The sequence below is a fragment of the Roseibium sp. FZY0029 genome (assembly GCF_036350355.1).
Lineage (GTDB): Bacteria > Pseudomonadota > Alphaproteobacteria > Rhizobiales > Stappiaceae > Roseibium.
In genome coordinates this window covers 394,804-414,187 of the sequence record NZ_JAZDVZ010000005.1, presented here as the reverse complement: position 1 = coordinate 414,187, position 19,384 = coordinate 394,804, and the positions used below count along the sequence as shown (strand labels likewise).

General features: G+C 58.3%; 15 protein-coding genes. 11 read left to right on the top strand and 4 right to left on the bottom strand.

Features of this window, described 5'->3' with window-relative positions:
• Positions 1-209 precede the first annotated feature (209 nt).
• The 10 genes from V1T76_RS16680 (at position 210) to V1T76_RS16635 (ending at position 13,238) form a co-directional block, all read left to right on the top strand.
• The gene (locus tag V1T76_RS16680; RefSeq protein WP_330561773.1) at positions 210-1,187 is read left to right on the top strand and encodes a quinone oxidoreductase family protein; all 978 of its coding nucleotides are present in this window, start codon (positions 210-212) and stop codon (positions 1,185-1,187) included.
• A 13-nt stretch (positions 1,188-1,200) separates the two neighbouring features.
• Entirely contained in the window at positions 1,201-2,151 is a 951-nt protein-coding gene (locus tag V1T76_RS16675) for a LysR family transcriptional regulator (protein ID WP_330561772.1), read from the top strand.
• Positions 2,152-2,487: 336 nt separating this feature from the next.
• Positions 2,488-3,972 carry a xanthine dehydrogenase small subunit gene (gene xdhA, locus V1T76_RS16670; RefSeq protein ID WP_330561771.1) on the top strand — a complete coding sequence of 495 codons (1,485 nt, stop codon included), beginning with the start codon at positions 2,488-2,490 and terminating at the stop codon, positions 3,970-3,972.
• Complete coding sequence (gene xdhB / locus V1T76_RS16665) at positions 3,956-6,292, top strand: xanthine dehydrogenase molybdopterin binding subunit (RefSeq protein ID WP_330561770.1); 2,337 nt, start codon at positions 3,956-3,958, stop codon at positions 6,290-6,292. Before xdhA ends, xdhB begins: the two co-directional genes overlap by 17 nt.
• Positions 6,292-7,305 carry a xanthine dehydrogenase accessory protein XdhC gene (gene xdhC, locus V1T76_RS16660; RefSeq protein WP_330561769.1) on the top strand — a complete coding sequence of 338 codons (1,014 nt, stop codon included), beginning with the start codon at positions 6,292-6,294 and terminating at the stop codon, positions 7,303-7,305. The genes xdhB and xdhC overlap by 1 nt, the downstream gene beginning before the upstream one ends.
• Positions 7,306-7,365: 60 nt before the next feature.
• Complete coding sequence (locus V1T76_RS16655; RefSeq protein WP_330561768.1) at positions 7,366-8,913, top strand: ABC transporter ATP-binding protein; 1,548 nt, start codon at positions 7,366-7,368, stop codon at positions 8,911-8,913.
• The gene (locus tag V1T76_RS16650; RefSeq protein WP_330561767.1) at positions 8,913-10,001 is read left to right on the top strand and encodes an ABC transporter permease; all 1,089 of its coding nucleotides are present in this window, start codon (positions 8,913-8,915) and stop codon (positions 9,999-10,001) included. Before V1T76_RS16655 ends, V1T76_RS16650 begins: the two co-directional genes overlap by 1 nt.
• Positions 9,994-10,908 (top strand): ABC transporter permease, encoded by a 915-nt coding sequence (locus V1T76_RS16645; RefSeq protein WP_330561766.1) that lies wholly within the window; start codon positions 9,994-9,996, stop codon positions 10,906-10,908. The genes V1T76_RS16650 and V1T76_RS16645 overlap by 8 nt, the downstream gene beginning before the upstream one ends.
• 97 nt (positions 10,909-11,005) lie before the next feature.
• Entirely contained in the window at positions 11,006-12,070 is a 1,065-nt protein-coding gene (locus tag V1T76_RS16640) for a BMP family ABC transporter substrate-binding protein (protein WP_330561765.1), read from the top strand.
• A 223-nt stretch (positions 12,071-12,293) separates the two neighbouring features.
• Complete coding sequence (locus V1T76_RS16635; protein ID WP_330561764.1) at positions 12,294-13,238, top strand: patatin-like phospholipase family protein; 945 nt, start codon at positions 12,294-12,296, stop codon at positions 13,236-13,238.
• 22 nt (positions 13,239-13,260) lie between these two features.
• Here the strand turns inward: V1T76_RS16635 and V1T76_RS16630 are convergent, their stop codons facing one another.
• Positions 13,261-14,910, bottom strand: coding sequence for an alpha/beta hydrolase (locus V1T76_RS16630; protein WP_330561763.1), 1,650 nt, complete (start codon positions 14,908-14,910; stop codon positions 13,261-13,263).
• 471 nt (positions 14,911-15,381) lie between these two features.
• On the opposite strand from V1T76_RS16630, the gene V1T76_RS16625 reads away from it, so the two are divergent.
• Complete coding sequence (locus V1T76_RS16625; protein WP_330561762.1) at positions 15,382-17,340, top strand: putative bifunctional diguanylate cyclase/phosphodiesterase; 1,959 nt, start codon at positions 15,382-15,384, stop codon at positions 17,338-17,340.
• A 39-nt stretch (positions 17,341-17,379) separates the two neighbouring features.
• Here V1T76_RS16625 and V1T76_RS16620 read toward each other — a convergent pair whose 3' ends face one another.
• From V1T76_RS16620 to V1T76_RS16610, 3 genes are read right to left on the bottom strand one after another with little or no spacing between them, the layout of a single operon-like run.
• Complete coding sequence (locus V1T76_RS16620; RefSeq protein WP_330561761.1) at positions 17,380-17,613, bottom strand: hypothetical protein; 234 nt, start codon at positions 17,611-17,613, stop codon at positions 17,380-17,382.
• Complete coding sequence (locus tag V1T76_RS16615; protein ID WP_330561760.1) at positions 17,610-18,140, bottom strand: hypothetical protein; 531 nt, start codon at positions 18,138-18,140, stop codon at positions 17,610-17,612. The genes V1T76_RS16620 and V1T76_RS16615 overlap by 4 nt, the downstream gene beginning before the upstream one ends.
• Before the next feature lie 4 nt (positions 18,141-18,144).
• Positions 18,145-19,383, bottom strand: coding sequence for an agmatinase family protein (locus V1T76_RS16610; RefSeq protein ID WP_330561759.1), 1,239 nt, complete (start codon positions 19,381-19,383; stop codon positions 18,145-18,147).
• Position 19,384 lies beyond the last annotated feature (1 nt).

Here is a 19,384-nt window from a genome sequence, read left to right as displayed (position 1 = left end):
CTTTTTTTAAGCATCGGCGCAGTCGCAAGCGCCGGTGCACGGCCGTTTTGTCACGCCAAACCTGGCCGGCGCGAGACGACGGAAGGTCCAACGGCTATTTCCGCTTCCGAATGACCTTTCCCGATGGCGTTGAAATCATTTATGGTCTTGCCAACATCAATTGCCGCAAGACCAAAACGGTCTCGGCCCGCCACTTCGGGGATTAAGTCATGGTTCAAGCAATCTGCGTACACGAAACCGGCGGACCGGACGTTATGCGCTGGGAACAGATCGAAGTCGGCGAACCCGGCCCGGGCGAGGCACGTATCCGGCACACTGCGGTCGGCCTAAACTTCATCGACACTTATTTCCGCTCCGGCCTCTATCCGGCCCCGAACGGTGTCCCTTTCTCCCCTGGTAACGAAGGGGCAGGGGTCGTTCTGACGGTTGGCGAAGGCGTGACGCACCTTAATCCGGGAGACCGGGTCGCGTACGTTGGCCCGCTCGGCGCCTATGCCCAGGAAAGACTCGTTCCCGCTGACAGGCTCGTCGTTCTGCCAGAAGGGATCGACGATAAGACCGCTGCCGGCATGATGCTGAAGGGCATGACCGCCCAATATCTTCTGCGACAGACCTTTTCCGTCGGTCCCGATACAACGCTGCTGTTTCACGCGGCCGCCGGAGGGGTCGGTCTGATTGCCGGTCAATGGGCATCGCACCTCGGCGCGACCGTCATCGGCACCGCCGGGTCGGAAGCCAAGGTAGAACTGGCCAAGGCCCACGGCTACGATCATGTGATCAACTACCGGACAGAAAATTTCGTCGACAGGGTGAAGGATATCACCGGCGGCAAAGGCTGTGACGTCGTTTATGACAGCGTCGGCAAGGACACCTATCCAGGATCGCTCGATTGCCTGAAACCGCGGGGCCTTTGGGTCACCTTCGGTCAATCCTCTGGCCCAATAACCGATTTCAACCTGGCGCTTCTCGCCCAGAAAGGCTCCCTGTTCGCAACGCGGCCGACGCTCTTCAGTTACATTGCCAGCCGCGAAACGCTGGAGGCAACGGCAGGCGAACTGTTCGATGTCGTCCAGAAAGGAATCGTCAAGATTGGCGTCAACCAGGAGTACCGGCTCGCGGATGCCGTTCAGGCGCATCAGGATCTCGAGGGGAGAAAAACCACCGGCACGACAGTTCTGATCCCGTAAGGCCGGGAACCTGATGCGATCCGCACGAGCACTGGATTTGTCTCGAAATCTCTACAGCCCGGCGATGCGCTATTTTCTGGCCGTCGCCGAAGCTGGCTCGATCCGCGCGGCGTCCCGGGACCTCAATGTGGCGTCCTCTGCCGTCAACCGGCAGGTACTCTGGCTGGAACAAGCCCTCGGCCTGCAACTCTTCGACCGTGTCGGCCGACGTCTGCGTCTGTCTCAGGCCGGGGAACTGCTGCTGGCCCACATCCGGCGCACCTATTCCGATTTCGAGGGCACGGTTGCCGAACTCGACGCTCTGAAGGGGCTGCGCCGGGGTACGGTGTCGATCGCTAGTGTTGAAAGCGTTGCCGAGAAGCTCCTCCCGGCGGTCATCAGCTCTTTCCGCAAGAGCTATCCCGGCATTCATGTGAACGTCTCGATTTCCTCTTCAAAGGAAGCTGCACGCAAGGTGGAAGCCGCGGAAGCGGATGTTGGCTTCACCTTCGATCCGCCGGAAACCTCCGCCCTGACCATCGCCTTTCACCATGATCTCGTCATCGGGGCGTTGATGCGCCCAGACCATCCGCTGGCGGGTGCGAAATCGCTGGGTTTACAGGACTGCCTGAAATATCCGGTGACGCTTCCGGCAGAGGGTCTGTCGCTCCGCACGCGCCTCGACATCGTACGCAGCCGGATACCCGGAGCATCACGCACCTATGTCGAAGCCAATTCTCTCAGGCTGATGCGGGCTCTTGCCCGGGAGGAACAGGTGATCGGCTTTCAGACGTTGATTGGCTGTGAGGACGATCTTGCGAACGGTGTCCTGATCTTCAAACCTTTGTCAGATGCGCCGCTTCAGGCCGACAGGCTCTGTGTGGTAACGTCGTCTCTGCGTGCTCTTGCGCTTGCGCCGGGCATGTTTTTCGATCACGCCGTGCTCGCTTTGCGGGACCAACTTCCATCCCTTGATGCCAAATAGGTATCATTAAGGTCTCAAATGAGCGCTTTGGATCCGTGTTTTTTTAAGGCACATTTTTTGTGACAGTTTTGCGGCAACGCGCCGCGCAAGGGAGAAAACTGATGGGGCGTTTGTCAACGCAGGTTCAGAACCCAGCCATGGAAAGGCCGGCCGGAGGCCAGTTATTCAATCCGAGGCGCAAGGGTGAGGCGCACGGCTCTATCCCCCCATACCAGACACACCAGAAAAGCGGCACTGCCATTCCTGCACTGAAGAAATGCAAATGCGCCTTCCAATCGATATTGGCTGCCCCTTTGCTTGCCGTTTGGTCTTCTGAGGAAAAAGGAAAGGTCCACCATGCGTGACACGATCCGTTTTCTGAAAGGTGGCGAAGTTGTCGAGCTGGCGAATGTCGGGCCGACTGAAACCGTTCTCGATTATCTGCGCCTGCGCCGCCGCGAAACGGGCACGAAGGAAGGCTGCGGGGAGGGTGATTGCGGGGCATGTACCGTCGCGCTCGGCCGCCTGATCGATGGCAAGCTTGTCTATCAGCCCGTCAACAGTTGCATCCAGTTGCTTGGCATGATCGACGGCGCTGAACTTGTGACCGTGGAAGATCTGTCGCAGGACGCGCGGTTGCATCCGGTCCAGGCTGCAATGGTGGAAATGCACGGCTCCCAATGCGGTTTTTGCACGCCGGGCTTCATCATGACGCTGTTTACGCTCTATCACGATACGGGCGCTGAAAAGTCACGTAAAACCGTAACCGAATGGCTAGCGGGTAATCTGTGCCGTTGCACAGGCTACCGGCCGATCATCGAGGCAGCGCTCGAGTCTTGTTTCGACGCCGCTGACGACGCTTTTTCATGGCGAGCCCACGAAACGCGGGAACAACTGCGGCAGTTGTCCGACAGCAGTGACGTCTTCATTGGCGATAGCGACTGCTTCTTTTCGTCCCCGGCGACACTGGACGGCCTGGCAGCGCTATATGGTCAGCATCCGAACGCAACCCTGGTCGCCGGTGCGACCGACGTCGGTCTGTGGATCACCAAGCATCTGCGGGAATTGCCCAAGATGATCTGGCTTGGCCGGATAGAAGGTCTCGACCGAGTGGAAGACAGCCCGTCAGGCGTTCTCATCGGCGCGACGGCAACCTATGCCGCGACCGAAGAAGCGATGACAAGCTTGTCCTCGAACCTGGGTGAACTCTGGCGCCGGATCGGCTCGAAACAGGTTCGCGCCTCAGGAACAGTCGGCGGAAACATTGCCAACGGCTCACCGATCGGCGATACACCGCCCGCCTTGATAGCGCTTGGGACGACGCTGGAACTGCATTCGGCAGAAGGCTCAAGAGCCCTGCCGCTTGAAGACTATTTCATCGACTACGGCAAACAGGATCGCCGGCAGGGTGAATTCGTCACTGGCCTCTTCGTGCCCCGTCTGTCCGCCAACCAGGCTTTCCGTTGCTACAAGATCACGAAGCGCTTCGATCAGGATATTTCGTCCGTCATGGGGGCTTTCCGCCTGTCGCTGGACGGAGAGGGAGTGATAACGGATGCACGGATTGCCTTTGGCGGCATGGCCGGAACGCCGAAACGGGCAAGCGGAGCAGAGGCAGCCTTGAAAGGGGCCTCGCTGGACGACCCGTCCACATGGGGGGCTGCCATGCAGGCACTCCTGTCAGACTTCACGCCGCTGACGGATATGCGCGCAAGCGCCGAGTATCGCATGGAAACCGCAAGGGCCCTGCTCGCCAAGGCCTTGATGGAGGTCAGCGGCACAGCGCCGGAAGAAGTTCGTGTGCTTGCAAAGCGGGAGGCAGGCCATGACCGCGCAGCTTGACCCGAACGATCTGACGACGCCCCTCAAGCATGTCCGAAAGGCTTTGCCGCATGACAGCGCGGCAAAGCATGTTTCCGGAACGGCGACCTATATCGATGACATGGTGGAACCTGTCGGCACGCTTCATCTGGCGCCCGGCTGGTCGCGGCAAGCAGTCAGGGGCCGGATCCTGGCTCTGGATCTCGAAGAAGTCAGGTCTGCCCCAGGTGTGGTTGCTGTCCTGACCGCAGACGATATCCCCGGTCGGAACGACTGCTCGTCCGCCTTTGGTGACGATCCGGTACTCGCCGAAGAGGAAATCCTGTTTTACGGTCAGGTCGTTTTTGCGGTCGTTGCCGAAACGAGAGACCAGGCGCGAAAAGCAGCGCTGAAGGCAAAGATAGACGTTGCCCCTATCACGCCCATTCTGACGGCTGAAGACGCGGTTGATGCCGACACGACGGTTCTGCCCGATTATCAGTTCCGGCGTGGGTCACCTGAAACCGGAATGAATGCGGCAGAGGAAGTCCTGTCCGGCAGCATGAAGATCGGCGGACAGGAACATTTCTATCTGGAAGGCCAGGTTGCCATGGCCCTGCCGCAGGAAGACGGCGGCATGATGGTCTATTCCTCGACCCAGCACCCAACCGAAATCCAGCACACGGTTGCCAAGGTGCTCGGCGTGCCCGATGCAGCGGTCACGGCTGAAGTGAGGCGCATGGGCGGAGGTTTCGGGGGCAAGGAATCTCAGGCAAACCAATGGGCCGCGCTGGCGTCCATAGCCGCCGCCCACACGGGACGGGCCTGCAAGATCCGCCTGGACCGCGACGACGACATGATCATGACCGGCAAGCGGCACGATTTTAAGGTCAACTGGCAGGTTGGACATGACAGCGAAGGCCGCATCCGCGCCGTCGACATGGAGTTTCTGGCCCGTTGCGGCTATTCGGTCGATCTTTCACTCGGCGTGAACGACCGAACACTGTTTCATGCCGATTCCAGCTATTTCTACCCAGACGCACTCATCCGCTCGCGCCGGCTGCGCACGGACACCTGCTCCAACACCGCGTTTCGCGGGTTCGGTGGACCGCAGGGCATGCTTGCCGCCGAAAGGATGATCGATGCGATCGCGATCACACTCGACAAGGACCCGTTGGAAATTCGGAAACTGAATTTCTACGACGGCGAACGGAACCTGACCCCCTTTGGCATGCCGGTTGAAGAGTACCAGGTCATGCATGACCTGATAGACCAGTTGGAGGAAAGCTCGGACTATTGGGCCCGCCGGGACGATGTTCGCTTCTTTAACGAAAACAATGCCGTGCTGAAAAAGGGCCTGGCCCTGACGCCGGTAAAATTCGGCATTTCCTTCACGCTGAAACATCTCAACCAGGCCGGTGCGCTTGTTCACCTTTATACCGACGGCTCTGTTCATCTGAACCATGGCGGCACCGAGATGGGGCAGGGGCTCTACCAGAAAGTGGCCCAGGTTGTTGCGGAGGAGTTCGGCGTCAGTCTGAACAAGGTGCGCATCACCGCCACCAATACGTCCAAGGTTCCCAATACCGGCCCGACAGCGGCTTCCTCCGGCACAGACCTCAACGCCATGGCAGCAAAAATTGCAGCCAAGGAAATCAAGAACCGCCTGATTACCTTCCTGTGTGAGCAGCACCAGTGCGGACCGGAGGCGATATTCTTCGGGGACAACAAGGTGGTCGTTGGAGACCAGAGCTTTGCTCTGGCTGATGTCGCGAAACAGGCGCATATGGCGCGCATCCAGTTGTCCCATGCAGGGTATTACGCAACGCCCGGCATCACGTGGGACAGGGAAAGTGCTACCGGCCGACCGTTCTACTATTTTGCCTTTGGCGGTGCTTGCGCCGAGGTGACAATCGACACCATGACCGGCGAAATGACGGTCGATCGCGTGGATATTCTCCACGACGTCGGCCATTCGCTGAACCCGGCCATCGACCTTGGCCAGATCGAGGGTGGGTTCGTGCAGGGCATGGGGTGGCTCACCACCGAAGAACTGATCTGGGACGAAACAGGCCGCCTGCGCACCCATGCGCCCTCCACCTACAAGATCCCGACCGCCTCGGATATTCCCGAGGAATTCAACGTCCGTCTCTATCAGGGCAGCGGAAATCCGCAGGCGACCGTTTACCGGTCCAAAGCTGTTGGAGAACCGCCCGTCATGCTGGCCAATGCGGTCTTTTGCGCCATCAATGATGCCGTCGCGAGCCTTAGTCCCGGCCTTGTCCCGAACCTTGATGCCCCTGCAACGCCTGAGGCGATCATGAAGGCCGTGCAGGATATGCGCCGGAGGAAGATCGCCTGATGAAGGTCTGGGGGCAAATTGCCGACTGTTTGAAGCGAAGCGGCGCTTGTGCTCTCGTAACCGTTGCCCGCGCCGATGGCTCGACACCTCGCGATGACGGCGCGAGAATTGTAGTGACGGCTGACGGCGGTTTTTATGGCACCATAGGCGGCGGCACCCTTGAGTTCGAAACGATCCGTCGCGCTGTGACTGCGATCCGCGATTGCGCAGCTTCCTTCGTGTTGCAAAATGTATCTCTCGGTCCGGATCTCGGCCAGTGCTGCGGTGGCCGTACGCAGATTGCCATCGAGGTCCTGACAGCGTCATCGCTTGAAATGGCTGAGGCGCTCTCGCGAAAGGAAGCCGAACGGCATCCGTTTTCAACCGAGGCCCACGTTGTGAACGGCGTCGTCCAACCGCGGCGACTGCTTTCAGCTGCTTCAAAGAGCAGAATATATCTTCAGCATGATCAAGGAACAGGCAATCAGCTGCTGATTGAGCAATTCGGGAGCCGGCGGCGCGAGCTTTATCTTTTTGGAGCAGGTCACGTCGGCAAGGCGGTTGTCCTGGCGCTTGCACCCTTGCCGTTCAGCGTGACGTGGATTGATAGCAGAGCAGACCAGTTTCCAGGCGCAGTTCCAGGCAATGTTACGAAAATCGCCACTTCGGATCCTGCTGCCATCCTCGATCAGGCTCCCGATGGGGCGTTCGTTTTGGCGATGACCCACTCACACGCACTGGATGAAGAGATCATGGCACGTGCCTTGCTTCATCAACGTTTTGACTATTGCGGTGTCATCGGCTCCAAAACCAAACGCGTGCGCTTCCTGAAACGCCTGAAGGCCCGGGGGCTCACTGACACCTTGACGGCAAACATGGTCTGTCCCGTGGGCGTGACGGCTGTCAGATCAAAAGAGCCGGCATCGATCGCCGCGGGAATAGCAGTCGACTTACTGGTTCGCGATGAAGCTGAAAATCATCAACAGGCTGCTGCAGGCGGGGGGCTTGCACAAAAACTAACACTTGGTCAATAAGGCGGCATTCGCTTGGGGGACGGCGTGGCAGAAACGGTAACAACAACAGGGGACGCCGGCATGGCGCGGCAAAGCAGGTCCGGCAAGGACACATTGCTTGACGCCCGTGGGCTGACCAAACGCTTCGGCGACATTTTAGCCAACGACAGGGTCGATCTCGTCATCAACAGAGGCGAGATACACGCGCTTCTGGGCGAAAACGGCGCGGGCAAATCGACTCTGGTCAAGATGTTCTACGGCTCCCTGGAACCGGATGGCGGCGAAATCCTTTGGCAAGGCAGGCGGGTGGACATCGGCAATCCCGCCGCTGCCCGCGATCTCGGCATTGGAATGGTGTTCCAGCACTTTTCGCTGTTCGAAGCCTTGAGTGTCGTTGAGAACATCGCGCTGGCTTTGCCCAATCCGGGTAGGATGTCCGAACTTTCCAACCGCATCCAGTCCGTATCGCGCGACTATGGCTTGCCGCTCAACCCGGGTGACATCGTCGCCGATTTGCCTGTCGGCATCCGCCAGCGCATCGAGATCGTGCGGTGCCTGCTTCAGGAACCGCAGCTCATCATCATGGACGAGCCGACTTCGGTGCTGACACCCCAGGAAGCGGACCTCCTGTTCCTGACGTTGGAACGCCTGGCGAAGGAAGGTTGCGCCGTACTTTACATCAGCCACAGGCTGGAAGAGGTGAAACGCATCTGTCACCACGCGACCATCCTCCGGCATGGCCAGGTGGTGCGCGAATGCGACCCGACAAAGGAAACCCCGGCGTCTCTGGCAAGCATGATGGTGGGGGCGGATGTGGCTTCCGTCAGTGCAAGCGCTCAGAAACCTGTGATCGGTGAAACACGCCTTGCCTTGAAGAACCTCTCCGCAAAAGCCGCAACACCCTTTGCAACGGCCCTCAACAACGTCTCGCTGGATCTGCGGGCAGGCGAGGTTGTTGCGATCGCAGGTGTTGCCGGCAACGGTCAGGGCGAACTGTTCGATGCCATTTCCGGCGAAATGCCGGTGGCAGCCGATATGGTAGTCCTGGATGGCAAACCATGCGGCAACCGGAACATAACCTGGCGCCGCCGGCAGAATGCGGCCTTCGTTCCCGAAGAGCGGCTCGGCCACGGTGCCGTGCCGGGCATGAAACTGTCTCAGAACATCGTGCTGACACGCCACAGCACAGGCGACAAGCTTGTGAGCGCCGCATTCCTTTCAGCCGCCAATGCCGGCAAGATGGAACAGCGCATCAAGAAAACCTACGACGTGCGCATGTCCCATGACGACCCGGAGGCGCGGTCCCTGTCAGGCGGTAACCTGCAGAAATTCGTCGTTGGCCGGGAGCTCGACCGCAAGCCCGGTGTGCTGATCGTCAATCAGCCGACCTGGGGTGTTGACGCAGGTGCCGCCGCTCTTATCCGGCAGGCCCTGATTGACCTCGCCCGTTCGGGATCAGCGGTTCTGGTGATCAGCCAGGACCTCGATGAAATCTTTGAAATCGCAGACCGCATCGCGGTGATATCAAGGGGCTATCTGTCGGCAGCAGAACCAACGGATGACATGAACCGCGAGCGGGTCGGGCTGCTCATGGCAGGCGGCGCGGAAGCGCAAGGGGAGGTTGCCTGATGCGCGTCGAACTCGTTAAACGCAAAGAACACAGCCGCAAAATGGCGTTGCTGTCGCCGTTGATCGCCGTCGGGCTGACCGCAATCGCAGCCGGAATCATTTTCTCAATATCCGGCCATAACCCATTGTCCGGACTGTACAAGTTCTTCATTGAACCTCTGACACAGGAATGGTCCTTCAACGCAACGATCGCCAAGGCGACACCGCTTATCCTGATCGCCTGCGGCTTGTCTGTCTGCTATCTGTCGAACAACTGGAACATCGGCGCGGAAGGCCAGTTCATTGTTGGAGCCTTGTTTGGGTCTGCCTTGCCCATCCTGATGCCGGATTTCGAAAATGCCGCAACACTGCCGTTGATGATGGTCTTCGGCGTGATCGGTGGTGCCCTCTGGGCTCTGATCCCCGCAGTGCTGAAAACCAGGTTCAATACCAATGAAATCCTGACCAGCCTGATGCTGGTTTATGTCGCAAGCCTGCTTCTGGACTATCTGGTGCGTGGGCCATGGAGAGATCCGGGTGGTTACAATTTCCCGGAATCGGCGATGTTCTCTGACGCCGCCACCTTGTCCACCATCCCGGGAACCTCGCTCAGCTTTGCAGCGCCGATCACCTTGATCGTGGCCATCGTGCTTGCTGTCATTCTCGGGAAAACCCTAAAGGGCTTCGAGATCAGGGTGATGGGGGAAAGTCCGCGCGCAGGCAGCTTTGCCGGATTTTCAGCCAAGAAGCTGACGCTGTTTTCCTTTGCGACCGCCGGGGGCCTTGCAGGTCTCGCCGGAACGATGGAAGTGTCCGGAGCGCTCAATCAGCTCCTGCCGACAATCTCGCCGGGCTACGGCTTCACGGCCATCATCGTTGCCTTTCTCGGCCGCCTGAACCCCTTCGGGATCATCGTCGCGGGCTTCGTGCTGGCCTTGTCCTATATCGGCGGGGAGGCGGTGCAGTCCGCAATGGGGGTCTCCAACAAGATTGCCAGCGTCATTCAGGGGCTGTTGCTTTTTTTCGTGCTCGCCTGCGACACGCTCATCCTCTATCGCATCCGATTTGTCGGCCGGCGCGGCTCGGCTGGGGAGGCCTCTCATGTTTGAAGCCGTTCTTCTGACTGTCATCACCGCGGCAACACCGCTGTTGATTGCCGCAATCGGCGAGCTTGTCGTTGAACGCTCCGGCGTGCTGAACCTCGGTGTCGAAGGCATGATGATCATGGGGGCCGTCGTCGGCTTTGCCGTTGCCAATCAGACAGGGTCCGGAACACTTGGCGTCATTGCCGCAGTTGCCGCCGGCATGGCCATGTCGGCCCTGTTCGGCTTCCTTGTCCTCGTTCTTGTCACAAACCAGGTCGCAACCGGCCTCGCATTGACCATCCTCGGGATCGGCTTTTCCGGCCTGATCGGTGAAGCCTTTATAGGCATCCCGGGTTTGAAGCTGCCGGACCTCTACATTCCGGTACTGTCGGAGATCCCGTTCTTCGGGCCGGTCTTCTTCCAGCAGGATGCACTGGTTTACATCAGTTTTGCACTCGTCATCGCGGTCGCCTATTTCCTGTTCCGGACGCGCCTCGGTCTTGTGCTTCGTTCTGTTGGCGACAACCATGGCTCGGCTCACGCTCTCGGCTATTCGGTGATCCGGATCCGATTTGCAGCCGTTCTGTTCGGCGGTGCCTGTGCGGGCCTTGCGGGCGCTTACATGTCGCTTGCCTATACGCCTCAATGGGTGGAAAACATGACGGCAGGCAGGGGCTGGATCGCACTTGCTCTGGTCGTATTTTCGTCCTGGCTGCCGCTGCGCGTCGTGATCGGCGCCTATCTGTTTGGCGCGGTCAGCGTGCTGAACCTGCATGCACAGGCCGTCGAGCTGGACATTCCGTCCCAGCTTCTGTCCAGCTTGCCGTATCTTGCGACTATTTTGGTGCTTGTGCTCATCTCCGCAAACCGGAGACTGACACTCGTCAATACGCCAGCCTGTCTCGGCAAGCCATTCGTTCCAGACCGGTAAGCCTCCCAGCCGCCGGTCGGCCCGGCCCCGGTGCGATCGGGGGCCTGGCCAAACACAAGATCGCAACCAAGAGATCGAACAGAGGGGAAAGAACCAGATGAAATCTCTTTTGAAAGCAACCGTTGCTGCCGTTGCCTTCGCTGCTGCCGGCTCTGCGGCAAACGCTGCTGACGTCAAGGCCTGCTACATCTATGTCGGCCCGGTCGGTGACTTCGGTTGGTCCTATCAGCACGATCAGGGCCGTCTCGAAGCCGAAAAACATTTCGGCGACAAGCTGGAAACCGCTTATCTTGAAAGCGTTCCGGAAGGTCCGGATGCAGAGCGCGCCATCGAGCGTTTTGCCCGTGAAGGCTGCAACATCATCTTCACGACTTCCTTCGGTTACATGAACCCGACCATCAAGGTCGCCAAGAAATTTCCGGACGTGAAATTCGAACACGCCACCGGCTACAAGACCGCCGACAACGTCGCGACCTATAACTCCAAGTTCCATGAAGGCCGTTACATTATCGGTCAGATTGCAGCAAAACAGTCGAAGTCCGGCGTCGCAGGCTACATCGCGTCCTTCCCGATCCCGGAAGTAGTTTCCGGCATCAATGCGTTTCTTCTGGGTGCCCAGTCCGTCAATCCAGATTTCAAGCTGAAGGTCGTTTGGGTCAACTCCTGGTTCGACCCGGGCAAGGAAGCTGATGCTGCCAAGGCACTGCTCGACCAGGGCGCCGACATCATCACCCAGCACACCGATTCCACGGCACCTCTCCAGGTGGCTCAGGAACGTGGCGCACACGGCTTCGGCCAGGCATCCGACATGATCCAGTTCGCCCCGGAAGCCCAGTACACCGCTATCGTCGATGATTGGGGTCCCTATTACATCGAACGTATCCAGGAAGTTATGGACGGCACCTGGGAATCCAAGAGCACCTGGGCAGGTATCTCGGAAGGCCACGTCGTGATGGCGCCCTACACGAACCTCCCGGATGACGTCGTTGCCATGGCCAAGGAAACCGAAGCCAAGATTGCTGGTGGCTGGGAGCCGTTTACCGGCCCGATCACCAAGCAGGACGGTACCGTCGCTGCTGAAGAAGGTGTCACCCTCGACGATGGCGCTATCCTCGGCATGAACTGGTACGTCAAGGGCATCGACGACAAGCTGCCTCAGTGACTGCTTTTACCACGCTTCCAAGACGGCCCGGACCTTTCGGTTCCGGGCCGTTTTTATGTTCAGTACCTATCACCAGGACACGCGACAATCGCACTGGTTGCCTATTCAATAGTATGCTTCAATTGATTGAACCGGTTTTCTGGCACCTCCTGAAAACAGAACAGAGATCTCGTTGCTCATCCAGGTGGACTGATGGCATGAAACAGAACAGGACCCTTGACGTATGATCCACCGCCGCGACCTCATGCTGGCTGCAGCCGCAGCCGGGTCTGGCAGCATCGCCGGCCTGACATCCGAAAGTCTCTCAGCGCAGTCGGAGGAAACCCCACAGCAGCTCGACAAGGAGCAGGGGTTCAGACTGGCCCTTGGCGGTGGTGCCGCAAAAGCGTTTGCCCATATCCCCATTCTCGAGGCGATGGACGACCTGGGGGTCAAACCCGTTGAAATAGCCGGAACGTCTATGGGCTCAATCCTGGGCGCATTTTATGCAAGTGGCATGAGCGGACGCGAAATCAGACAATTTGCCGTCGATCTGTTTACGCAAAAGACCCAGTTGCTTCAAAAACTGTTCCTGACAGATGGCCGCACGTGGTCATCACTGTTCAATGTCGTCCGCCCCGCAATCATTGATCCGGTAGTTCTGTTTGAAACGCTTTTCCCGCCGGCCCTCGCAGAGCGGTTCTCGGATCTGAAATTGCCGATGAAAATCATCGCTACGGATTTTTACACCCAGTCCCAGGTCGTTCTGGAGGAGGGGCCTTTGCTTCCGGCGATCGCGGCGTCTTCAGCTCTTCCGATGCTGCTGACACCGGTCAGGATAGACGGGCAAGTTTTGATCGATGGCGGCTTGGTCAACCCGACGCCGTTTGATGTCTTTCCGGATGACGGTGTCACGACAATTGCGGTTGATGTTACGGGAAGTGATTTCGCGGAACGAAAAAGTGGCCTGCCGAGTGGCCTGGAAACCTGGATCGGGTCTTTCTCGATTACCCTGCATTCGCTTGTGGCCGCAAAGCTGGCCTGTGCGCGACCCGATCTGTTGATCGAACCACCGATTGGCCGCTTCAAGACCATGGAATTCTTCAAGATTGCAGACATCGTAAAGGCGGCAGAACCGGCTGGAGAAACCTTCAAACGCGGCCTGGCCAACCTTCTGGAAAGCCGGTAGTTCGTCCGATTGTTCAGGTGTCTTAGATCGCCGGGTCGCGACGCTCGAAGATTTCCTTTAGCGCCGCGGCTTTTTCCGGTGACCACCCCTCCGGATCAACAACGGCAGCCCAACCGTCAATATAATCCGGTGCGACGTAGTAATGGCCGTGCCGGGGCACATCCAGCGCAAACAACGAATCCAGCGCGATCTGAAGCATTGTCACCACGGGAAACCACGACAGCTTTTCGGAAACGTCGGGAGCGCGCGGTGCTGCCAGCCAGGCGGGCGGTTTGAACGCCGTATCAAACGTGAAATTGACAATCGGATCGCTACCGTAGTTGAGAAACACTGTGCGGATCGGACCCCACGGGGTAAAATTGCCCTCCAGTCCGCCATATTGATCCATCACCCGGACAAGCGAGCCGTTTCCGAAGTCTGGACGCCAGGCGGGGCTACCCGCGTTTCGCCTGTCCCGAACTTCCGACCAGTAACGAGAGAAAAAGGGCGACCCTGCCCAGAACGCTCCCTGGATCGGATCTCCCAACATATCGAACAACGGCAGGGTTGCCTGCGAGTTGAACGCGCCCTGGCTTAGCCCGTGCACGTAAAGATCCGGCCGGCTGTCTTTCGGCAGTTTCGTCCAGTGCGCATAGACAGTGTTGAACAGGGCTCGCGCCTGGTCGACGCCGTAGTCCGGATGGGCAGCCAGCGCCAGAAAACTGGTGAGATAGGAATATTGAACAGCCACCGTTGCCACATCGCCGCCAAGCATGAAATCAATCGTATCGTGGGCTCCCGGGTCCATCCAGCCTGTGCCGGGGGGTACCACCACGACAAGAACGGATCTTTCGAAACCACCCACGCGGATCAGTTCCTGCAAGGCAGTTTGCGCACGCTCCTCAGCGGTATCGCCCGATCTGCGCCCAATATAGACCCGTATCGGATCTATGGCTTTGTCCGGCGAGAATTCGGCAATCTCATCGGCTGTGGGAGCGGAAGCGACATAGTGCCGGCCCCAACGTCCCATTTCCTCCCAGCGAACCAGCGACTGGCTGCTGCCGGTTTTTTCCGGGTCCTCGGGTTTTGCAACGTCCGGTTCCAGCATCATGTCGGCAGCCAGGAACGATGTGTCAGCCGCACGAAAGGCGTTGCGCACCAGCGCGCCATCGACAAGCGCCCAAAGCAGCCAACCGACCAGAACAACGGACAGGACAATACCAACACGCCTTGGCAGAACTTTCTCCAAGATGTTGGCGACGGTTCGTCGTGCAACTCCGGCCAACCGGAACACCAGCCAGAACACAAGTGCGATGATTACGCCAACAGAAACAATGAACAGTGGCGCCGCGGTTTCCAGAGGAGGCAGCCCGACGGCATCCCGGGTGGCGTTCTGCCAACTGGCCGCCTTCGAAAGGCTGTAGACCATGATCGCAAGAGAAATCCCGACGGACACGAGTAGCCAGAGGTTCCTGATCCGCCCCTTCGGCTCCGGCAATTCTAGGTAGCGCCAGATACCCCGTGCCAAAAGGGTTGCTTCATACCCCACTGCGGCCGCGACCGCCGCCAGCGCCGCCTGGACAATTGGCTCCCTCGGCATCATTGACGGTGTCAAGGCAGCACCGAAAAAGCTGGCGGCGACAATGAGGCCGGTCGGCGAAATCCCATCTCGGAATGTCTTCAAGACCGGCATTCGCGCGCACTCCCTGATGCGTTATCCTTTTCATGACGCAGAATTTCGCGACCGGGACGGGACGTCAAGACAACCTTGGGTAAACAATGGCAGCTTTGCAGCAATCTTTTGCCCATCCCCGTTATCCACCATCGAACAGACCAAAATTACGCTGCGTCTTTTGGAGTTTAGACGGTCTTAACCGTTGTCGGGTCTAATTTTCACAATCGCGGATCGAAGGGCAGAAAGATCTATCCGCGTAAAGGGATCACACTGATTTTCGTTTGCAAGTTCCGTGAAAGATTGCAGCGCTAAAAATCGAATGTGATCCAATGCCGGGTCAGCACAGCAGGTTAAAGACCTCTCGCTGATAACCGGACATGGCAAGCCGGGGGGCACCGGTTCGTCTGTGGCAGAGACATTGGGCCGGCCAGGAATATCAACACGCTCCATTCGGGAGCTAAGGACTCTGTCATCAGGGCGGTTAAGCCAATGAATTTAGATAAACTATTGCGAATGGGGTTTCCGGCGCTCTGCGCTGCCCTTACGCTGCTTCTTGGTGTAAACGCCTATTCTCTCTACAGTGCACAATCAGACTACCTGCGCAAGGTTCAGCTGGAACGCTCTGTTCTCAATGACGCGCTCCGGTTCAACACTGCTGCTCTTGAAAAGCTGATTGCTCGGTACGGCGCGTTCAAAAGCCCGGAAGACGCAACCGAGGCCAGAAACACCTACGAAAACCTTGTAAACGCCTTCGAAACATGGCCCAGCGACGCCTATAGCGAGATTGTCGGTCCTTCGGACTATATCCAGCAAAAATTGCTCAACATCGTTCGCGCCAGCAACCGGGTTAAACCGTTCCTGGAAACACTGGACGACCAGACATCCGTCAACAATGCTCTTATCATCCTGCAGGGAATAGAAAGTTCGCTTGAGCAAATCAATCAGATGGTGACTGAGGAAGCCGGCACGCAAATGGTGGCGGCCAGAGACCGCTTCCACTTCCAACAGATCTTGCAGGACCTTCTCATTGTTGCGTTTCTATTGGCGAGCTTTGGGTGGATATGGTTCTCCAACAAGCGCAGCCAGATGCTGCAGCTGCAAACAGATACAAGCCGTGAGCAGATGGAACTTCTGGAGCACCGGCTAAACCATGACAGCGTCACCGGCCTTATAAACTATCGCGTTTTCGCGGAAACCGTACGCTCTACCCATGAAACACTGTCTTCGGGCCAGACCTTGAGCATTCTCAACATCGATCTGGAATCCCGTCTTCCGGCGATCAACAAATTCAGCCTGTCGACCGAAGAAGCCATCCTAAGGTCGACTGCGGACTTGTTGCGACACGCCGTCGACCGTATGGAGGGAGAAAACTGTCTGGCCCGATCTGCCGGCAAGGGCTTTTTGCTGATGACCATCAGCGACGAGGACCTTGGCCTGACTGCGTCTGTGATTGCGAACCGCATCCATGACATTTTTCTGCGTCCGATCCCGACGGCAGTTGGCTCATTTTTGATTTCTCCGGCCATCGGCTACGCGGATTCGTCAACTGTCGAGCGGGACGCGGCGGATATTATCCGCAATGCAGATCTGGCAGTCAGCAATGCGGTCAGTTACAGCCGCCGCCGCGTCGTGACGTACGAACCGGCCATGCGTGCGGAAATGGAACGGCGGACAATCGTCGAAAACGCACTTGCCCGCGCTATCGAGGCAAACGAGTGCCTGCCTCACTTCCAGCCTCAGTTCAACCTCATGACCGGGCGGATCTTCGGCGTGGAAGCCCTGGCGCGCTGGTATCATTCGGAACTGGGCTGGATTTCACCGTCGGAATTCATCCCGATTGCCGAACGCAACGGCGACATCGTCTCGCTTGGCTGGAAGATCCTGGAAACGTCCTGCTCGGAAGTTCAGTTGCTTCCCTCTGACCTGAGCCTTTCGGTAAACCTGTCCGTCGCGCAAATCCTGAGCGACGATGTCGTCGCGATGCTGGACGAGTGTCTGGGGCGCACGGGCCTTCCCGCTTCCAGATTGAAGCTGGAAGTCACCGAAACGACCCTGATGAGCGATCTGCGCCGCATTCAGACGACACTTTCCGAGCTGCGGTCTTTAGGCATCGGCATTTCTCTGGACGACTTTGGCGTCGGCTACTCGGCCCTGTCTTATCTGACGGATTTCGACTGGGACGAAATCAAGATCGACCGTTCCTTTGCCACCAAGGCCGTCAAGGACAAGAAACTGCGTGATATCCTCAAGATGGTCCTCGGCATTGCCGAAACCATGGGATCGCAGGTGCTGATCGAAGGTATCGAGACCGTCGAGCAGCGGGATGTTCTGGTCGATATCGGTTGCACCATCGGTCAGGGCTATCTCTTCGGTGGCCCGATGGCGATTGATGACATCACGACGCTGTTCTTCTCCGATCACTCCAGAAGCACCCTGGCGGGACTGTGATGCCTTAAACGCGAAGTCCCGCCTGAAGCTGTGCGGGTCTCAAGACCCGTTTTTGGCGACTTGCTGTTTCTTTGCTTTTCTGGATTGCCTGAACAGAGAAAAGATCAGCACGAGCCCTCCGATAGCGGCAACGAGCATAAGCTGATGGAATGGCGATCCGGCTAGGTGCTCACCTGCGCTCTGCAAACCGGTCAGATGATCATGCTCTCCGGGGTGGGCAAGTGCCGGCGCGGATGCCACGGCGAGAAGTGACGTCATCACAAGCTGTTTCATTCTGCGATATCTCCATGGGACAGGCGGGTGGTAAGGATGTCGATCAGGTCGATGTCTGACCGTTGCGACAGGGATACGAAGGTAAAGGTCATGGTTTCCCGGGCTTTGACCATCGAACCGGGAAAACTCATGTAGACGAGCTCACGGGAGGCAAAGGCGGGCGAGGCTGTGCCCACCTGCCAATTGCTGACGATCTTAGCGTCGACAAGGTGCTGCACGAGACCATCGGAGCCGGGACGGTGAAACGGGACCCCCGCAAGACGCAGGTAACTGGTCTTGTCTTCCGCTGCCCGAAAGCCGTCGATGAAGCTCACGGCGAGTGCCTGCAGTTCCTCCGCCCGGTCTGTCCGGGACGCGCCATGCACATGAGAGTGCAGATGGTCCGGACCGCCGTGATTATGCCCCGCTAGGTCTGTGTGGTCGTGGTCGTGACCGTGTCCGTGTGAATGGGAATGATGATGGTGATGGTCGTGGTGGTGGTGACCGTGATGAAACTGGTGTTCGTGCCTATGCTGGTGCCGCGCCATCGCCTTACTCCACGTCCGGGCCGGACGGAATGGACACCGGCTTGTCGATGATGGATTTGTGGGAGCCCATCTTGCCGTGGGAAACCAGGGTGCCAAGCACATCCACAATCACACGTGTTGCAAGAAGGGCGGTTATGTCGGAGCAGTCGTAAGGCGGCGAGACTTCAACAACCTCCAGCCCACAGATGCCTTCCTTGGCGACCAGCGACACAAGCTCAAGTGCTTCTCTCGGCAGAAAGCCGCCAGGTTCCGGCCAGCCAGTGCCCGGCACGAACCCGCAGTCGACGCTGTCGATGTCAAACGAGATATAGACCGCGTCTGCATCCTTCCAGGCGAGCTCCAGTGCCCGCGCGGCTGTTTCCGCCAGCCCCAGTTCCTCGACATCGCGCATGGTGAAGATGTTGGTGTTGCGCTCACGAGCAACTTCCACCCCTTCACGCGGAACCTGCCAACCACCGATGCCGATCTGAACCAGATTGACGGCCGGAACATTGACGAGATCGGTTGCATGGAACCACGGCGTCGTGTGCATCCGCTCATCCAGGTCCTTTTCCTGAATGTCGATATGCCGGTCGAAATGCACGATGCCGATGCGTTTTGAGGTGCACTGGGCAATCCCGCGTACGCAGGGAAAACCGATTGAGTGATCGCCGCCGATCATGATCGGCAAGGCCCCGGACGATGCGACGTGGGAAACAGCCCGCGTGATCTGGTCGAAGGTCTTCTCGATATTCGCCGGAATGGTGAAGATATCGCCGACGTCGCAAAGCGTCATCTGCTCCCGGAGGTCCACCCCCATCTCGTAATTGTAGGGCGTGTAGAGGGCAGAAATCTTGCGAACGCCCTGCGGCCCGAACCGTGTGCCAGGTCTGTAGGTCGTGCCACCGTCGAAAGGAATGCCGATGACAGCCGCATCATATGCGCCCACCTTGGTCACGTCTTCGATGTAGGGCGCCTTCAGGAAGGTGTTGATCCCCGCATAATGGGGCAGTTCTCCACGGGCAAAGGTCGGGATCGATTTGTCGGTGAGACTGTCCGATCCGGTCAATCCCATTCGCAGGGCCCAGGCTTTTTCCTTTTCCCAGGCAGCTGAGGGCAGGGCACCTTCCTTTTCAGCAGCCTTCCAACCCCGCAACTGCAGTTTGTCGAAGTCAGGATGATGCTGTCGATAGTTGGGGGCTCTATTGAGTTGCCCTGCGCCACGGTGGTGCGTCCTGGGGCCTGAGGTTCGATGGAAACTCATT

What these genes read in the sequence shown, in the direction of transcription:
- V1T76_RS16630 (WP_330561763.1), bottom strand. Translation starts at nt 14,910, where the DNA reads ATGCCGGTCTTGAAGACATTCCGAGATGGGATTTCGCCGACCGGCCTC.
- V1T76_RS16645 (WP_330561766.1), top strand. Translation starts at nt 9,994, where the DNA reads ATGTTTGAAGCCGTTCTTCTGACTGTCATCACCGCGGCAACACCGCTG.
- V1T76_RS16635 (WP_330561764.1), top strand. Translation starts at nt 12,294, where the DNA reads ATGATCCACCGCCGCGACCTCATGCTGGCTGCAGCCGCAGCCGGGTCT.
- V1T76_RS16610 (WP_330561759.1), bottom strand. Translation starts at nt 19,383, where the DNA reads ATGAGTTTCCATCGAACCTCAGGCCCCAGGACGCACCACCGTGGCGCA.
- xdhA (WP_330561771.1), top strand. Translation starts at nt 2,488, where the DNA reads ATGCGTGACACGATCCGTTTTCTGAAAGGTGGCGAAGTTGTCGAGCTG.
- V1T76_RS16655 (WP_330561768.1), top strand. Translation starts at nt 7,366, where the DNA reads ATGGCGCGGCAAAGCAGGTCCGGCAAGGACACATTGCTTGACGCCCGT.
- V1T76_RS16625 (WP_330561762.1), top strand. Translation starts at nt 15,382, where the DNA reads ATGAATTTAGATAAACTATTGCGAATGGGGTTTCCGGCGCTCTGCGCT.
- V1T76_RS16680 (WP_330561773.1), top strand. Translation starts at nt 210, where the DNA reads ATGGTTCAAGCAATCTGCGTACACGAAACCGGCGGACCGGACGTTATG.
- V1T76_RS16650 (WP_330561767.1), top strand. Translation starts at nt 8,913, where the DNA reads ATGCGCGTCGAACTCGTTAAACGCAAAGAACACAGCCGCAAAATGGCG.
- V1T76_RS16675 (WP_330561772.1), top strand. Translation starts at nt 1,201, where the DNA reads ATGCGATCCGCACGAGCACTGGATTTGTCTCGAAATCTCTACAGCCCG.
- xdhB (WP_330561770.1), top strand. Translation starts at nt 3,956, where the DNA reads ATGACCGCGCAGCTTGACCCGAACGATCTGACGACGCCCCTCAAGCAT.
- V1T76_RS16620 (WP_330561761.1), bottom strand. Translation starts at nt 17,613, where the DNA reads ATGAAACAGCTTGTGATGACGTCACTTCTCGCCGTGGCATCCGCGCCG.
- xdhC (WP_330561769.1), top strand. Translation starts at nt 6,292, where the DNA reads ATGAAGGTCTGGGGGCAAATTGCCGACTGTTTGAAGCGAAGCGGCGCT.
- V1T76_RS16615 (WP_330561760.1), bottom strand. Translation starts at nt 18,140, where the DNA reads ATGGCGCGGCACCAGCATAGGCACGAACACCAGTTTCATCACGGTCAC.
- V1T76_RS16640 (WP_330561765.1), top strand. Translation starts at nt 11,006, where the DNA reads ATGAAATCTCTTTTGAAAGCAACCGTTGCTGCCGTTGCCTTCGCTGCT.